Source organism: Streptomyces sp. Ag109_O5-10 (assembly GCF_900105755.1).
Classification (GTDB): Bacteria; Actinomycetota; Actinomycetes; order Streptomycetales; family Streptomycetaceae; genus Streptomyces.
Genome location: NZ_FNTQ01000001.1, coordinates 751,946 through 767,236 on the forward strand (window position 1 = coordinate 751,946; position 15,291 = coordinate 767,236).

The 15,291-nt window shown below is 71.9% G+C and carries 11 protein-coding genes and 4 pseudogenes; 7 read left to right on the plus strand and 8 right to left on the minus strand.

The genetic code is table 11. The annotated features are described in order from the left end of the window. Window positions 1–45: 45 nt before the first annotated feature. The 8 genes and pseudogenes from gap to BLW82_RS45100 all read right to left on the minus strand — a co-directional run. Window positions 46–1,059 carry a type I glyceraldehyde-3-phosphate dehydrogenase gene (gene gap, locus BLW82_RS03520; RefSeq protein WP_093497419.1) on the minus strand — a complete coding sequence of 338 codons (1,014 nt, stop codon included), beginning with the start codon at window positions 1,057–1,059 and terminating at the stop codon, window positions 46–48. A 31-nt stretch (window positions 1,060–1,090) separates the two neighbouring features. Then, a pseudogene (locus BLW82_RS03525) lies at window positions 1,091–1,423 on the minus strand (phosphoketolase); the annotation flags it as partial. 28 nt (window positions 1,424–1,451) lie between these two features. Next, on the minus strand, window positions 1,452–2,312 hold the full coding sequence (locus BLW82_RS03530; RefSeq protein WP_093507829.1) for a universal stress protein: 861 nt from the start codon (window positions 2,310–2,312) through the stop codon (window positions 1,452–1,454). A 5-nt stretch (window positions 2,313–2,317) separates the two neighbouring features. Further along, window positions 2,318–3,340 (minus strand): alcohol dehydrogenase AdhP, encoded by a 1,023-nt coding sequence (gene adhP, locus BLW82_RS03535; RefSeq protein ID WP_093497420.1) that lies wholly within the window; start codon window positions 3,338–3,340, stop codon window positions 2,318–2,320. Window positions 3,341–3,365: 25 nt separating this feature from the next. Next, window positions 3,366–4,271 carry a universal stress protein gene (locus tag BLW82_RS03540; protein WP_093497421.1) on the minus strand — a complete coding sequence of 302 codons (906 nt, stop codon included), beginning with the start codon at window positions 4,269–4,271 and terminating at the stop codon, window positions 3,366–3,368. A gap of 175 nt (window positions 4,272–4,446) precedes the next feature. Further along, entirely contained in the window at window positions 4,447–5,073 is a 627-nt protein-coding gene (locus tag BLW82_RS03545) for a DoxX family membrane protein (protein ID WP_093497422.1), read from the minus strand. Between the two features lie 546 nt (window positions 5,074–5,619). After that, window positions 5,620–6,000: pseudogene (locus tag BLW82_RS03550) on the minus strand (pyruvate formate-lyase 1-activating enzyme); the annotation flags it as partial. Next, window positions 6,000–6,332: pseudogene (locus BLW82_RS45100) on the minus strand (carbamate kinase); the annotation flags it as partial. The pseudogenes BLW82_RS03550 and BLW82_RS45100, both read right to left, overlap by 1 nt. A 113-nt stretch (window positions 6,333–6,445) precedes the next feature. Here BLW82_RS45100 and BLW82_RS03560 point away from each other — a divergent pair. The 7 genes and pseudogenes from BLW82_RS03560 (at window position 6,446) to BLW82_RS03590 (ending at window position 15,154) form a co-directional block, all read left to right on the plus strand. Beyond that, window positions 6,446–6,910 (plus strand): Crp/Fnr family transcriptional regulator, encoded by a 465-nt coding sequence (locus BLW82_RS03560; protein ID WP_093497423.1) that lies wholly within the window; start codon window positions 6,446–6,448, stop codon window positions 6,908–6,910. Window positions 6,911–6,949: 39 nt separating this feature from the next. Further along, window positions 6,950–7,627 carry a CBS domain-containing protein gene (locus tag BLW82_RS03565; protein WP_093497424.1) on the plus strand — a complete coding sequence of 226 codons (678 nt, stop codon included), beginning with the start codon at window positions 6,950–6,952 and terminating at the stop codon, window positions 7,625–7,627. 79 nt (window positions 7,628–7,706) lie between these two features. Further along, a complete protein-coding gene (locus BLW82_RS03570) occupies window positions 7,707–8,408 on the plus strand; it encodes a response regulator (RefSeq protein WP_093497425.1) in 702 nt (233 codons plus the stop codon). Between the two features lie 114 nt (window positions 8,409–8,522). Further along, window positions 8,523–9,500, plus strand: a complete 978-nt coding sequence (locus BLW82_RS03575; RefSeq protein WP_093497426.1) for an Acg family FMN-binding oxidoreductase — start codon at window positions 8,523–8,525, stop codon at window positions 9,498–9,500. A 116-nt stretch (window positions 9,501–9,616) separates the two neighbouring features. Next, window positions 9,617–11,206 (plus strand): annotated as a pseudogene (locus BLW82_RS03580) (oleate hydratase); the annotation flags it as partial. Window positions 11,207–11,699: 493 nt separating this feature from the next. Further along, complete coding sequence (gene ppdK, locus BLW82_RS03585) at window positions 11,700–14,384, plus strand: pyruvate, phosphate dikinase (protein ID WP_093497428.1); 2,685 nt, start codon at window positions 11,700–11,702, stop codon at window positions 14,382–14,384. Between the two features lie 59 nt (window positions 14,385–14,443). Continuing rightward, window positions 14,444–15,154 (plus strand): CBS domain-containing protein, encoded by a 711-nt coding sequence (locus tag BLW82_RS03590; RefSeq protein WP_177232821.1) that lies wholly within the window; start codon window positions 14,444–14,446, stop codon window positions 15,152–15,154. The last annotated feature ends 137 nt before the right edge of the window (window positions 15,155–15,291 follow it).

Here is a 15,291-nt window from a genome sequence, read left to right on the forward strand (position 1 = left end):
AAGGGGCCGGTGATCGGCGGCACCGGCCCCTTCCGCGGCATGTGGTCAGCCGTCGGCCACCAGGGCCGTGAGGTCCAGGAGCCGGTTGGTGTAGCCCCACTCGTTGTCGTACCAGCCGAAGACCTTGACCAGGGTGCCGTTGGCCTGGGTCAGGGCCGGGTCGAAGACGCAGGAGGAGGGGTCGCCGATGACGTCACGGGAGACGATCGGGGCCTTCGACACCCGCAGGATGCCGTTGAGCGGTCCCTCGGCGGCCGCCTCGAAGGCGGCGTTGATGTCGTCCACAGTCGCCTCGCGGCCCAGCACCACGGCGAGGTCGGTGAGCGAGCCGTCCTCCACCGGCACCCGCACCGCGATCCCGTCCAGGGCCCCGGCGAGTTCCGGCACCACCAGACCGACCGCGCGGGCGGCGCCCGTGCTGGTCGGGATGATGCTCGACGCGGCCGAGCGGGCCCGGCGCAGGTCCTTGTGCGGGCCGTCCAGCAGGGACTGGTCGTTGGTGTAGCCGTGGACGGTGGTCATCACGCCGCGTTCGAAGCCGAAGGTCTCGTGCAGCACCTTCACCATGGGGGCGACACAGTTGGTGGTGCAGGAGGCGGCGGAGACGATCCGGTGCTGGTGCCGGTCGTAGACCCGGTCGTTGACGCCCATCACGATGGTGGCGTCCGCGTTCCTGCCCGGCGCCGAGAGCAGCACCGTGTGGGCGCCGGCCTTCAGGTGCAGGGCGGCCGCGTCGCGGTCCCGGAAGCGGCCGGTGGACTCGATGACGATGTCGGCGCCGTGGTCGGACCAGTGGAGGGCCGCCGGGTCGCGTTCCGCGGAGACGGCGATGCGGCGCCCGTCGACGGTGATCGAGCTGTCGTCGTGGGCGACGTCCCGTCCGATGTGCCCGAACGTCGAGTCGTACTCGAGGAGATGGGCGAGCGTCGCGGGCGAGGTGATGTCGTTGACCGCGACCACCTCCACGTCCTGCGTGCCCGCCTCGGCGCGGTCGAGGGCGGCCCGCAGGTAGGTACGGCCGATCCGGCCGAATCCGTTGATGCCCACGCGTACGGTCATGGTGACGGACTCCTCTCGGGAGCGGATGGGTTCAGGCGTTCCAGGTCCGGTCGGCGACCTCGGGCAGGTCGGTGCCGTGCTCGCGGATCCAGGCCCGGTGGCGGGTGCGGGCGTCGGCCGTCGGCCGGCGGACGGCGGCGGCGCGGACCGCGAGGCCGGGCACCCGGTCGATGACGTCCATGACCAGCCGGTAGCGGTCCAGGTCGTCGCGGACGACCATGTCGAACGGCGTGGTCGTGGTCCCCGACTCCTTGTGACCGCGCACGTGCAGGTGCTGGTGCCCGGTGCGGCGGTAGGCGAGACGGTGGATCAGCCAGGGGCAGCCGTGGCAGGCGAAGATCACCGGCTTGTCGGCGGTGGACAGGCGGCCTGTGCCCGGCAGGCCACCGCAGTCACGTCCGTTCGGGTACGACGGCGACCGGGCATGCGGCGTGGTGCAGGACTCCGTGGGCCACCCGGCCGAGCTGGAGCCCGAGGTGCCCGGTGTTGCGCCGGGCACCGACGACCAGCAGGTCGGCGGTGTGGGAGGCGGCCAACAGCACCTGGCGGGCCGGGCCCTCGACGGTCTGGCGATGCACGCGCACCGGCTCCGGTACGTCGCGAAGCGCCTTCTCCAGGGTGTCCGCGGCCTCCTGCTCGTGCAGCCGGGCGGGTTCTCCCGACAGCAACGGGTGGTCGGTGGTCTCACGGGCCGGGGCCCGCCAGGCCCGTACCGCGTCCACCTCGGCACCCCGCAGTCCGGCTTCCCGGGCGGCGAAGCGCACGGCTTCCTTCCCCCCGACGCCGAGCACGATCCGGCCGCCCCCCGCCCGGACCTGGTTGTCGTGGCTGCCCCGGAGGACGATCACCGGGCAGTGGGCGTGCGCGGCGACGGCCAGGCCGACCGAGCCGAGCAGCGTCTCCACGAAGCCGCTGCGTCCCCGGGAGCCCAGCACGAGTACGGCGGCCTCCCGGCTCTCGTGCACCAGCGCGTACTCCGGCTCCTCCGGCACGACGTCGGTGGTGACTTTCAGACCGGGGTGCCGACGGTGGGCACGCCCGGCGGCGATGGCCACGACATCCTCGGCCATCAGCTGCTCGGACGGCTTGGCGACCAGGTCCTCGGCGAGCGACTCACCCTCGTACCGCTCCCACAGGGAGGCGAACACCAGCCGGAGCGGCGCCCCGCGCAGGACGGCCTCGTCGGCCGCCCAGTCGACGGCCCGCAGGCTGGACTCGGAGCCGTCGACGCCGACCACGACGGGCAGGTCCACGGCGCTCACCGCCCCACGCCCATGTCGAACACGATCCGGGCCTTGACCTGGCCGCGCAGCACGTCCGTGATCGACTCGTTGACGGTGGCCAGCGGACGGGTCTCGTAGACGACCCTGGTCCGGCCGGCCGCGTGCAGCTGGAACACCTCGGCGAGGTCCTGCCGGGTGCCGACGATCGAACCGATCACGCTGGTGCCGTTCAGGACGGTGTCGAAGATCGGGACCCGGACCGTGCCGTGCGCGGGCAGCGCGACCATCACCAGCTTGCCGCCGCGCCGCAGGCCGGAGTTGGCAGCCTCGAAGGCGGCGTCGTCCACGGCGAGGGCGATCGCCGCGTGCGCGCCGCCGTGCCGCTCGAGCACCTCGCCGACGTCGTCCTTGCGGGCGTCGATGACGAGGTCGGCGCCGAGTTCGGCTGCGAGTTCGAGTTTGTCGTCGGTGACGTCGATGGCGGCGACCTGGGCACCGGCTATCTTCGCGTACTGCAGGGCGAGGTGGCCGAGTCCGCCGACTCCGGAGATCGCGACGAGTTGGGCGGGTCGTACGCCGGCGACCTTGAGAGCCTTGTAGGTGGTGACACCGGCGCAGGTCAGCGGGGCGGCGTCGAAGGGGGTGACGCCCGGCGGGACCGGCTGGGCGAAGTCGGCCCAGGCCAGCATCTTCTCGGCGTAGCCCCCGTCGCAGCCGTAGCCGGTGTTGACCTGCTGCTCGCACAGGGTCTCCCAGCCGGACAGGCAGTGCTCGCACCGCCCGCACGCCTTGCCCAGCCAGGGCACGGCGACCCGCTGACCGACGCTCAGGTGGGTGACGCCGTCGCCGAGTTCCTCGACGATGCCGACACCCTCGTGTCCGGGGACGAACGGCGGGTTCGGCTTGACGGGCCAGTCGCCGTGGGCGGCGTGGATGTCGGTGTGGCAGAGCCCGGATGCCTCGACGCGGATGCGGACCTGGCCGGGGCCGGGCTCGGGGTCGGGGCGGTCCTCGATGACCAGGGGCTCGCCGAAGGCTCGTACGACCGCTGCCTTCATGATCTGTCCTCTCCTCGGAGGTGGGTCAGCCGTGGGCCACGACGGCGACGGGGGCGGTGGAGTGGTGCAGGACGGCGTGGGTGACATGACCGATGTGGGCGCCCAGGGCAGCGCGGCGGATCCGCCGGCCGACGACGACCAGCGAGGCCTCCCGGGACGCTTCGACGAGGTCCTCCGCGGCGCTGCCGTAGCGGGACTCCTCGACGGTCCGCACGTCCGGGTACTTCTGCCGCCAGGGGCTCAGTACCTCGGCGAGGGCCCGGGACTGTTCCAGGGCCAGTGCCTCCTGCAGGGGCGGCTTCACCGGCATCCCGTACGCGTAGTACGGGGGCGGGAACCAGGCGTGCACGACCCGCAGTGAGGTGGCACGGCGCAGGGCGGCGTCGAAGGCGAACTCGATCAACGTCTCGTCCGGGTGGTCGGTGTCGAGACCGAGAACGACGGGCCGGAAGGCCGTGGCGGCGGACGGAATGCCCGCCGGGTCGGCCTCGTGCTCGTCGGCGGCCTGTTCCCCCGCCCTCACCAGCACCGTGGGGCATGCGGCGTGAGCCACCACGCTCAGGCTCACGGAACCGACCAGGAGGCCTCCGACACCGCCGAGGGCCCGGGAGCCGAGGACGAGGAGGGCCGACGTCTTCGACGCCTCGACGAGGACCTCGCCGGCATGGCCGGAAAGCTGCTCGCCGGCCACCTCGACGCCGGGGTGCCTCGTCCGCAGGCCCTCTGCGGCTTCCCGCGGAATGCGCTCGGTCCAGTGCTGGTGGGTCTCGGGGCCGAGCAGCGGGGCCTGTGCCATGGGGTCGGGGACGGGTTCCCAGACGTGGACGATCTTCAGGGGCAGACCGCGCAGTTCCGCCTCGCGGGCCGCCCATTCCGCTGCCGCCCGGCTCTCGGCCGAGCCGTCGAGACCTACGGTGACAGTGCGGGTCATGATGTGCACCTCCTGGCGCGAGGGATCCCGCCGTGCTGCTCCGGGCGGATCCGGTTCCAGCGTCGTGTTCGAGAGCTTCCGGGGGCAGGGGTCACAAGTCCCGGACAGGGGCCGTTCGCCCCTGTGCCCGGCTCCGGGTGGCGGACCCGACGGGGGTCCGCCGCCCGGCGGACGATCAGCGCAGCCACCCGTTGGTGCGGACGAAGGGCAGTCGGGCCCAGAGCCGCCCGAGGCCGAGAGTGTCCCCGGCGGCCACGACGGCCAGGGCGATCAGGACCACGGCGTAGATGAGGTGGTAGTCGGCGAAGGGGTTGGTGGACATGCTCACGGAGCCGTCCGAGAGGTGCTTGGCGGGCGGCCACTCGGCCATCCACATCAGCGCCATCATCGCGGTGCCCGCGACGGCGGCCAGGCGCAGCGCGACGCCGGCGGTCAGGGCCAGGCCGACGCCGAGGAGCCCGAGCATGAACAGCCAGTCGGCCCAGGTGTCGCCGGCCCAGGTGTGGAAGGTGGACTCCATCGGTCCCGCGGCGACGGAACTCAGGAAGCCCTTGGTAGGTGAGCCTCCGTCGATCCAGCCCTTGCCGGAGGGGGTGGCGTAGCCGAAGCCGAAGGTCTTGTCGAGGAACGCCCACAGGAAGACGAACCCGGTGAGCAGACGCAGGGAGGCGAGGACGTAGGCCCGTGCGATGTGCGTGTCGGTCGCCACCACCGCGGAGCCGGAGCGGGAGGCGGCCCCGGTCCGGCGGAAGGAGGGCAGGTGGAAGCCGGAGCTACGGTGAGGGTGCTCGTGCACGGCCATGGTGGTGATCCCTTCAGGGAGTCGGGGGACGGTCCTTGGTTGTCTGACGCCTTCACTCTCGCGGGATGCCAACTCCCGCACCCGATGCCGAAGGTCCGCACCCGTTGGGCTGAACGGCCCTGTCCGCGAGGCCTGTTGGGCATGCACACGACGTCCGTCTCGTAGCCCGGCCCGGTCCGTCCACCGGATGCCGGGGGCAGCAGGCGGAGGCCCTCACCAGACCTGCAAGGGCGGTCGCCAACCGGCGTGGCCGGGCTGCCTACGGTCGTCGGCCTGCGGGCGATCCTGGCCGCCATGGAGGTCGCGTTCCGTCAGTGGCCGACGGAACACGCCGAAGCGCCTTGATACGCCCCGGGACCTCACCAGAACGGGACGCCAGGAGGCGCGGGTTCCCGACTCAGCACGAACTGCCGCTGAGCCGTAGGCTCCAGGATCGGTTCAACCCGAGGCCGAACGGCTCGGGCCCCGGCTGCCATCCCCACGGATCGGCACCGCCGGTTGACGCTTCGGTCCGCGGCGCCGTTTCGTGCCCGGACGCGCAGTACGTCAGTAGGCTTCCACTCCGTGTCCGCGGAACTGCCCGCGCACCCGCTCGACGAGCTCCTCCGAGGGAACGGGCGTCTGCCGCAACGCGAAGGGAATGCCGAGCGCCGGGTACTTCGACGCGCCCAGCTTGTGGAAGGGGAGGACATCGACCCGCCGGACCGCAGGAAGCTCGGAGACGAAGCGGGCGAGGCCCTCGACGGGTTCCGGGGTGTCGGTCCAGCCGGGGACCAGGACGTAGCGGATCCACATGGGGACGCCGAGGTGGTCGAGGCGGGTCGCGAAGTTCAGGGTGGGGGTGAGTTCGCCGCCGGTGAGGGCGCGGTAGGTGGGGACGTCGAAGGACTTGATGTCCAGGAGGACCAGGTCGGTGTCGGCGAGGAGTAGCCGGCGCCGCGCAGGCGGGCCGGGGTGGCGTCCGGCACGGGGTGCTGGCCCGGGGTGCCGTAGCCCTCGTACACGCAGGGCACGTCGGTGAGGATGAGCCGGAAGTCGGACTTCAGCTCCTCGGCGAGCAGGGCGGCCGTGAGGTCCTTGTCGACGACCGCCTCGACGCCGGTGAGGGCCCTGCGGTCCCGTTCGGCGGTGACGGGGATGCCTCCGCCGCCGGCGCAGATCACCAGCGTGCCGGCGTTGAGAAGTTCGCCGAGCGTCTCGATCTCGACGATGCCCTGCGGGGACGGGGAGGGCACGACGCGGCGCCGGCCCTTGCCGTCCGGCCCCGTGCGCCGGCCGCGGGGACGGCCGGGACCGTTCGGCCCATGCCTCCTCGTGGGCGTTCGCCGCACGCTGGGAGGAGCAGTCAGTACGCCTGCCCGGGAGGTACGCCATGAGCACCGCACCGACCCCCACCATGCTGCGCGCCCTTCCCCACGAGCACCGGGAACGGCTGATGAGGTTCGCCCGCGAGGTCTCCTTCCCGCAGGGAACCCGGATCTTCGAGGAAGGCGCTCACGCCGACCGGTTCTGGATCATCCGCTCCGGCCGCGTCGCCCTGGACATGCACGTTCCGGGCCGTCGGGCCGCCGTCGTCGAGGACCTCGGGCACGACGAACTGATCGGCTGGTCCTGGTTGTTCGCACCCCACGCACGGCACCTGGGCGCCGAGACCACCACGCCGGTCCGGGCCTACGAGTTCGACGCCGTCGCGGTCCGCTCCATGTGCCGGGACGACCCGGTACTGGGGAACACCGTCAGCCAGTGGGTGGGCCAGGTGCTCGCCCACCGCCTGCGCGCCGCCCGTACCCGGCTGCTGGACCTGTACGCCCCGTACGGGGCCGGCGCCGGTGTCTGACGACCCGCCCCGGCCCCTTCGGCTCTCCTGGGAGTGACCATGCACGGCACGCCACACATCGTGAGCGACGTCATGACGCAGACCGTCATCAGCGTCGGACGCCAGGCGTCCTTCAAGGAACTCGTCCGGCTGATGCGGGACTGGCGGGTCAGCGCCCTGCCGGTCGTCGAGGGCGAGGGCCGGGTCGTCGGTGTCGTCTCCGAGGCGGACCTCCTGCACAAGGAGGAGGTCCGGGACGGCGACCCCGACCGGTACGCCCAGCTGCACGGGACCACCGACCTGACGAAGGCCGGCGCGCTGACAGCGGAACAGTTGATGACCTCACCGGCACTCACCACACGCACCGATGCCACCCTCGCGCAGGCCGCCCGCACCATGGCACGGTCCAAGGTCAAGCGGCTCCCCGTGGTGGACGAGCTGGGTCTGCTCCAGGGCGTGGTCAGCCGCGCCGACCTGCTCAGGGTCTTCCTGCGCGGCGACGAGGAGATCGCCGAGGAGGTACGGCGCGAGGTCGTCTCCCACCTCTTCCCGCCGCCCGGCTCCGTGCTGCGCGTCGACGTGCGGGAGGGAGTGGTGACGCTCGTCGGCCGGATCCTGGACACGGCCCTCGTCCCCGTGGCGGCGCGGCTGGTCCGGGCCGTCGAAGGGGTGGTGGACGTGCAGTTCGAGCTGACGTCCGGCCGCCCGGAAGAGCCAAGTGGGGCCGGTAGGCCCTAGCCCGACCGGCCCGGGCGGGCAATGGTCGTTCCGGGCAGCACGCGCAGTCTGCCCTTCATCCGGGATATCAGGGGACGACATGGCAGAGCCGCGCACCTTCTCGGAGCAGGACCCGATCCGCGTGTTCCTGCTGGACGACCACGAGGTCGTCCGGCGCGGCATCACCGACCTGCTCGACGCGGAACCCGACATCACGGTCGTCGGCGACGCCGGCACCGTCCAGCACGCCCTCGCCCGCGGCCCCGCCCTGCGCCCGCAGGTCGCCGTCCTCGACGTCCGCCTGCCCGACGGCGACGGCATCACCGTCTGCCGGGAACTACGCGACAAGATGCCCGGCCTCGCCTGCCTCATGCTCACCTCCTTCGACGACGAGGAAGCCCTCCTCGACGCGATCATGGCCGGCGCCTCCGGCTACGTCCTCAAACAGATCAAGGGCTCCGACCTGGTCTCCGCGGTCCGCACCGTCGCCTCCGGCCAGTCCATGCTCGACCCCGCCACCACCGCCCGCCTCATGCGCTCCCTGCGCGCCGACCCCGCCGAGACCCCGTCCACGCCACCCGAACTGGCCGGCCTCTCCCCCCGCGAACGCGACATCCTCGCCCTCATCGGCGACGGCCTCACCAACCGCGAGATCGGCAAGAAGCTCTACCTCTCCGAGAAGACCGTCAAGAACCACATCTCCCGCCTCCTCGCCAAACTCGGCGTCCAGCGCCGCGTCCAGGCCGCCGTCCTCGCCACCCACCTCGAACAGCCGGAGAACGGGGGCCACCCGGTGCGGTGAGCCGTGCGGAGGGCCTGGTGAGGCCGAACGGCCCCTGCCGTCGCTCATCGCCGCCGGGAAGGCTCGAAGCAGCCGCGCCGCCACGGTGCGTCCCGGTCGGGGGAAGGAGTCACCATGTCCGCCACGGTTCTGAACGCGTCGACCCTGGAGCAGCTGGTCGCCGCCGCCGTTGCCGCGCCGTCGATCCACAACACGCAGCCCTGGCGCTTCCGCCTGGACCTCGGCACGCTCACCCTCCAGATACGCGCCGCCACCGACCGTGCCCTGCGCCACACCGACCCCATGGGCCGGGCCCTGCACGTCTCGGTCGGCTGTGCCCTCTTCAACCTCAGGGTCGCGGCCGCGCACTTCGGCTGGGAGCCGGTGCCCCGGCTCCTGCCGCGCCCGGAGCAACCGGATCTGCTGGCCACGGTGCGGCTGGCCGGTGCGACCAGGTCATCGGTCTTCCCAGCCTTGTACGAAGCGGTATGGCGGCGCCACAGCAGCCGTTTCCCCTTCTCGGACCGCGCGCTGCCGACCACCGTGGTGACGGAACTCCGCGACGCCGCCCGTGCCGACGGCGCGCACCTCGACCTCGTGTCGCCCTCTGACGTCGACCCCCTGCTCGGGCTGATCGGCCAGGCGGAACGCCGCAACATCGCCGACACCGACCGAGCGGTGGAAAGCCGCCGCTGGGTCCGCGCGACCGCTCGTGCGACCGACGGACTGACGCCCGAGGTCCTCGGCCCCCAGGACTTCCTGGAGCACGTCCCGATGCGGGACTTCGGCGCTCATCGGCATCCGAGCGCCCTGACCGCCGTGCCCTTCGAACGTCATCCGCACCTCTTCGTCCTGTCGACCGACCACGACCGCCGGGCCGACTGGCTGCGCGCGGGGCAGGCTCTCGAACACGTCCTGCTGGTGGCCACCGCGCACGGCGTGCGCACCTCGCTGCTCCACCAGGCGCTGGAATGGCCTGATCTGCGTGACCGGCTGATCCCGCCGACGAACGGACGGCCTCGCCACGCACAGATGGTGATACGTGCCGGACACGGCCAGGACGGACCTCCGTCTCCGCGTCTGCCCGTCCCGACCCCGAGGCACGCTTCCTGAAGTGATGCCCGCCGGTCCACCGGGGCCGTCCGGACCCCGCCGGTGACGAACGGCCCACTGACCGCGCCGCTCGCGCGGGACACCGTAGGAGATGCGGTTCCCGATCACGGGCGCGAGCGACGAGGAGTGTTCCGATGGCGAAGGCGTATCTGGTGGGCAGCGGGATCGCGGCGCTCGCCGCGGCGGCGTTCCTGATCCGCGACGGCGGTTTCGCGGGCCCGGACGTCCACCTCTTCGAGGAACAGATGGGCATCGGGGGCAGCCTGGACGCGGGCGGCACCCCCGAGGCCGGCTACACCATGCGCGGCGGCCGCATGTTCGAGGCCGAGTTCCGCTGCACGTACGACCTGCTGTCCGGCATTCCCACGCTGGACGATGCCTCGGTGTCCGTGACGCAGGAGATCCTCGCCGGACACGAGGAGTTCGCCTGGGACGACATCGCGCGGCTGGTCGACGGGGACGGGAAGATCGTCGACACCCGCTCGATGGGGTTCTCGGAGCGCGACCGGCTGGACCTGGTCCGTTGTCTGGCCGCTCCCGAGGGCCACCTGGACGACAAGCGGATCACCGACTGCTTCGGCGAGCACTTCTTCACCACGAACTTCTGGTTCATGTGGTGCACCACGTTCGCCTTCCAGCCCTGGCACAGCGCGATCGAGTTCCGCCGCTACCTGCGCCGCTTCATCCACCTGTTCCCGGAGTTCGGCTCCATGTCCGGCATCCACCGGACCCGCTACAACCAGTACGACTCGATCGTGCGCCCCCTGAGCGCCTGGCTGCGCGAACGCGGCGTGACCATCCACCCCGGATGCACGGTCACCGACCTGGAGTTCGCCCCGGAAAGGGACGGCAGGACGGTGGCAGCCGTCCGCCTGTGCCGGGCCGACCGCGAGGAGCGGATCGCCGTGGCCCCCGAGGACCTGGTCCTGGTGACCAACGGCTCCATGACCGACGCCTCCAGCCGCGGCACGCACACCTCTCCCCCGCCGCCGCCTCCCCAGCGCTCGGACGCCTGGCTGCTGTGGCACCGACTGGCCCGCGGGCGCGAGAACTTCGGGAACCCCGACACCTTCGACAAGCACGTGAGGGAGTCGCGCTGGGAGTCGTTCACCGTCACCGCCAAGGACCCCGCCTTCCTCGACGCCCTGGCCGAGTTGAGCGGCCGGGAGACCGGCAGGGGCGGGCTGATGACGTTCACGGACTCCAACTGGCTGCTCACCATCGTCGCCAACCGCCAGCCCGTCTACCGCGACCAGCCTGAGGACGTCTCGGTCTGGTGGGGCTACGGCCTCTTCCCCGGCCGTGCCGGGAACAGCACGCCCAAGCCGATGACCATGTGCTCGGGCCGGGAGATCCTCGAAGAGGTCCTGCACCACCTGCACTTCGACGACCGCACCAGCGCCCGCGTCCTCGAAACGTCCACGGTCATCCCGTGCGTGATGCCCTACATCACCAGCCAGTTCCTGAACCGCCGCCGTGACGACCGGCCCGATGTCGTGCCCGAGGGCTCGGTCAACCTCGCCTTCATCGGGCAGTTCGCGGAGGTACCGGACGACGTCGTCTTCACGGTCGAGTACTCCGTGCGCACGGCGTGGACGGCGGTGTCCCGGCTGCTCCACCTCGACACGCGGCCGCCGGCCGTCTACAAGGGCCACCACGATCCCCACGTCCTGGCCGCGGCCATGGAGACCATGCACCGCCGTTGAGGCACCTCCCCGGGAGGGCCGCTCGGGCCGTCCCGGGGACGTTCGGTATGTGCCCCGCCACCCGGTGCGCGGCCTTGCACGGACCCATGACGAATGTACGAGACGTACCCGAACAGGCCTCCGTACCGGGGAACCACGGTCCGGCCAACCGCTGGGCCGCGCTGCTCGTGCCCTGTGTGTCGCTGCTGATCGTGACGCTGGACAACACCGTCCTGAACGTGGCACTGCCCACCTGGTCCGCGAACCGGACGCGCCGACGAGCCGGTCGCGATGGCTCGTGGACGCCTGTGCCCTGGTCCTCCGGCGATGGGCCGTCATCGAGGCGCCGGCACCTCTCCGTACACCGGCTGCGGCACGCCCCGGCGGCAGCGCCGGATCAGCCTGGGCCGACCGGCCCACCGGAGGGGACCGACAAGCACCTGCCCCCTCCGACACCGGCGGACAGACGCTGGAGAGAGCATCCAGCCGAAGGCCGACGGAGGAGACCGACATCATGGTCCGTTACGTGTACGACTTCGCGGAGGGCAGCCGTGACCTGGCCGGACTGCTCGGCGGCAAGGGGGCGAACCTGGCCGAGATGACCCGGCTGGGACTGCCGGTGCCGCCGGGTTTCACCGTGACGACCGAGGCCTGCCGGACGTTTCTCGGCACCGGCGCCGAGCCGCACGGGCTGGCCGAGGAGATCTCCGAGCATCTGGCGGCTGTGGAGAACTCGGCCGGCCGCAGGCTGGAGCAGTCCGACGACCCACTGCTGCTGTCCGTCCGCTCCGGGGCACGCTTCTCCATGCCCGGCATGATGGAGACGATCCTCGACATCGGCCTCGGCGACGACTCCGTGCTCGGTTTGGCGAAGGTGTCGGGGAACGAGCGCTTCGCCTGGGATTCCTACCGCCGCCTGGTGCAGATGTTCGGCAGCACGGTCATGGGCGTCGACAGCGGGGTGTTCGAGAACGCCCTCGCCGACCTCAAACGTTCCCGGGGCGCGGCCGACGATCTGGGCCTGGAAGCCGCCGACCTGGCCGAGCTCGTCGAGACGTACAAGGCCCTGATCCGCCGGGAAACGGGCGAGGAATTCCCGCAGTCCCCGCACGAGCAGCTGCGCCGGGCCGTCCTGGCCGTCTTCGAGTCCTGGAACGGCGAGCGGGCCCGGATCTACCGCCACCGTGAACGCATTTCCGACGATCTCGGCACCGCGGTGACCGTACAGACCATGGTCTTCGGCAACCTCGGCTCCGACTCGGGCAGCGGCGTCGCCTTCACACGCGACCCCGCCACCGGACGCCCCGGCCTGTACGGCGATTACCTGCCGAACGCCCAGGGCGAGGACGTCGTGGCCGGCATCCGCAACACCGTGCCGCTGGCCGACCTGGAAGAGCTCGACCCTGTCTCCTACGCTCAGCTGCGCGATCACATGGAGACCCTGGAAGCGCACTACCGGGATCTGTGCGACATCGAGTTCACCATCGAGCGCGGCCGGCTCTGGATGCTGCAGACCCGGGTCGGCAAGCGGACCGCCGAGGCAGCGTTCGCCATCGCCTCCGAACTGGTGGACGAGGGTCTGATCAGCCCCGCCGAGGCGCTGGGCCGGGTCACGGGGGAGGGGCTCGCGCGGCTGATGTTCCCCCGCTTCGACACCTCCGCGGTCGGCGAGGCGCTCGCGCACGGTCTTCCCGCCTCGCCGGGCGCGGCCGTGGGCGCCGCGGTGTTCGACTCCGCCGAGGCCGTCCGCCGGGCCGCCGCGGGTGAGCAGGTCGTGCTCGTCCGCCAGGAGACCACCCCCGACGACCTCCCGGGCATGATCGCCGCGCAGGCGGTGCTGACCAGCCGCGGCGGCAAGACAAGTCACGCCGCCGTGGTCGCCCGCGGCATGGGCACGGTGTGCGTCTGCGGCGCGGAGGAGCTCACCGTGGACGCAACAGGGCGCCGCTTCACCGTCGGTGAGACCGTCGTCGAAGAGGGCACGGTGATCTCGGTCGACGGTTTCGAAGGGGCCGTGTACCCGGGCGCCGCTCCGCTGGTCGACTCCGCGGTCATGCGGTACTTCGAGACGGGTGAGCGGCCGGCCGGGCTGGTCGAGGCCGTGGCCGACGCCATGGAACAGGCCGACCGCACAGCCCGGCTGGAGGTGCGTGCCAACGCGGACACCCCGGAGGACGCCGCCCGCGCCCGGCGGTTCGGCGCCCGGGGTATCGGGCTGTGCCGTACCGAGCACATGTTCCTGGGCGAGCGGCGCAAGCTGGTCGAGGCGATGATCCTGGCCCGTGACGAGGCCGAGCGGAAGGAGGCGCTCAGCGCGCTGCTGCCGCTCCAGCGCCAGGACTTCATCGGCATTTTGGAGGCGATGGACGGTCTGCCCGTCACCGTCCGCCTCATCGACCCGCCCCTGCACGAGTTCCTGCCCGACCGCACCGACCTCGCCGTGCGGATCGCCGCCGCCGAGGCCCGGGGCGAACACGCGGACCCGCATGACACCGAACTCCTCGACGCGGTCAACCGGATGCACGAGGAGAACCCGATGCTCGGGCTGCGGGGCGTACGTCTGGGCCTGGTCGTGCCCGGTCTGGTCGCCATGCAGGTACGGGCCGTCGCCGAGGCGGTCGTGGCGCGCACGAGGTGCGGGGGCTCCCCCGAGGCGGAGATCATGGTGCCGCTGGTCGGCGCCGTCGAGGAACTGCGCATCGAGCGGACCGAAGTGGAACGGGTCCTGGCCGAGGTCTCCGAGGAGACCGGCGTCCCCGTGCACTGCCCCGTCGGCACCATGATCGAGCTGCCGAGGGCCGCGCTCACCGCGGGCAAGATCGCCGAGGAGGCGGAGTTCTTCTCCTTCGGCACGAACGACCTGACCCAGACCACCTGGGGCTTCTCGCGAGACGACGTAGAGGCGGCGTTCTTCTCCGCCTATCTCGACAAGGGCATCTTCGCCGCCTCGCCCTTCGAGACCCTCGACCGTGACGGCGTGGGCCGGCTGGTCCGGATCGCCGTCGACGAGGGCCGCGCCGCACGCCCCGACCTGAAGATCGGCGTGTGCGGCGAGCACGGCGGCGACCCCGACTCCGTCCACTTCTTCCACGCGGCCGGACTGGACTACGTCTCCTGCTCGCCCTTCCGCGTCCCGGTGGCCCGCCTGGAGGCCGGGCGGGCCGAACTGTCCTGGACAGGATCGAGCGACAGCAGGTGAGAACAGGGCCCGGGCTCGCGTTCCCGAGCCCGGGCCCGAACGGAAAGGAGGTGGCCGCCATGGCCCGCATCGTCGGTGAGGTGATGACCTCCGACGTCGTCGAGGCGCACCCGGAGACGACGTTCAAGGACGTCGTACGCCTGCTGGACCGGCACCGGATCAGCGGCCTGCCCGTCGTGGACCACGACGACAAGGTCGTCGGCGTGGTCTCGCAGACGGACCTGGTCCGTCGCCAGGCGGCCCGGCCGTCCGACGGCCGGTCTCCACGGTCGCGGCGCCACTCGCCGGGCCGCCTCAAGCGCCCTCGGCCCAGTGCCGCCGCCGGCACCGTGACGGCCCGGGACCTGATGTCGACGCCCGCGATCACCGTGCATCCGGAACAGCGGATAGCCGACGCCGCACGGGTGATGGAGCGGCACGGCGTCGAGCGCCTGCCCGTCGTGGACGAGGAGGACCGCCTGATCGGCATCGCCACCCGCCGTGACCTGCTGCGGGTCTTCCTGCGCACGGACGACGAGATCGGGCGGGAAGTCCGCGACGAGGTACTGGACCTCACGCTCGGGCTCGCGCCCGACAGCGTGGCCGTCTCGGTCCGGGACGGCATGGTCACCCTGACCGGAGCCGTACCGCGCCACGGCGACATTCCGACCGCGATCCGGATGACGTACCGGGTGGACGGAGTGGTCGGCGTCGTCAACGACCTGACCTTCGGCACCGATGGCGCCCTCGGTGTCGGGAGCACCCGCTCCTCCGGTGCCCCCTCCGACTAGGCCGCTTCTGACGTCTCTTGGGTCGGCCGGGTGGATCCGTGCTGTCCGGCTCACGCATCCGGCGGTGTGGTCCGGCCGGCCGGGCAGCCGTCCGGACCCACGGGTCCTCCGCACGCACCGAGATCCCGACCGGAAAC

What these genes read in the sequence shown, in the direction of transcription:
- gap (WP_093497419.1), bottom strand. Translation starts at nt 1,059, where the DNA reads ATGACCGTACGCGTGGGCATCAACGGATTCGGCCGGATCGGCCGTACC.
- adhP (WP_093497420.1), bottom strand. Translation starts at nt 3,340, where the DNA reads ATGAAGGCAGCGGTCGTACGAGCCTTCGGCGAGCCCCTGGTCATCGAG.
- BLW82_RS03540 (WP_093497421.1), bottom strand. Translation starts at nt 4,271, where the DNA reads ATGACCCGCACTGTCACCGTAGGTCTCGACGGCTCGGCCGAGAGCCGG.
- BLW82_RS03545 (WP_093497422.1), bottom strand. Translation starts at nt 5,073, where the DNA reads ATGGCCGTGCACGAGCACCCTCACCGTAGCTCCGGCTTCCACCTGCCC.
- BLW82_RS03560 (WP_093497423.1), top strand. Translation starts at nt 6,446, where the DNA reads ATGAGCACCGCACCGACCCCCACCATGCTGCGCGCCCTTCCCCACGAG.
- BLW82_RS03565 (WP_093497424.1), top strand. Translation starts at nt 6,950, where the DNA reads ATGCACGGCACGCCACACATCGTGAGCGACGTCATGACGCAGACCGTC.
- BLW82_RS03570 (WP_093497425.1), top strand. Translation starts at nt 7,707, where the DNA reads ATGGCAGAGCCGCGCACCTTCTCGGAGCAGGACCCGATCCGCGTGTTC.
- BLW82_RS03575 (WP_093497426.1), top strand. Translation starts at nt 8,523, where the DNA reads ATGTCCGCCACGGTTCTGAACGCGTCGACCCTGGAGCAGCTGGTCGCC.
- ppdK (WP_093497428.1), top strand. Translation starts at nt 11,700, where the DNA reads ATGGTCCGTTACGTGTACGACTTCGCGGAGGGCAGCCGTGACCTGGCC.
- BLW82_RS03590 (WP_177232821.1), top strand. Translation starts at nt 14,444, where the DNA reads ATGGCCCGCATCGTCGGTGAGGTGATGACCTCCGACGTCGTCGAGGCG.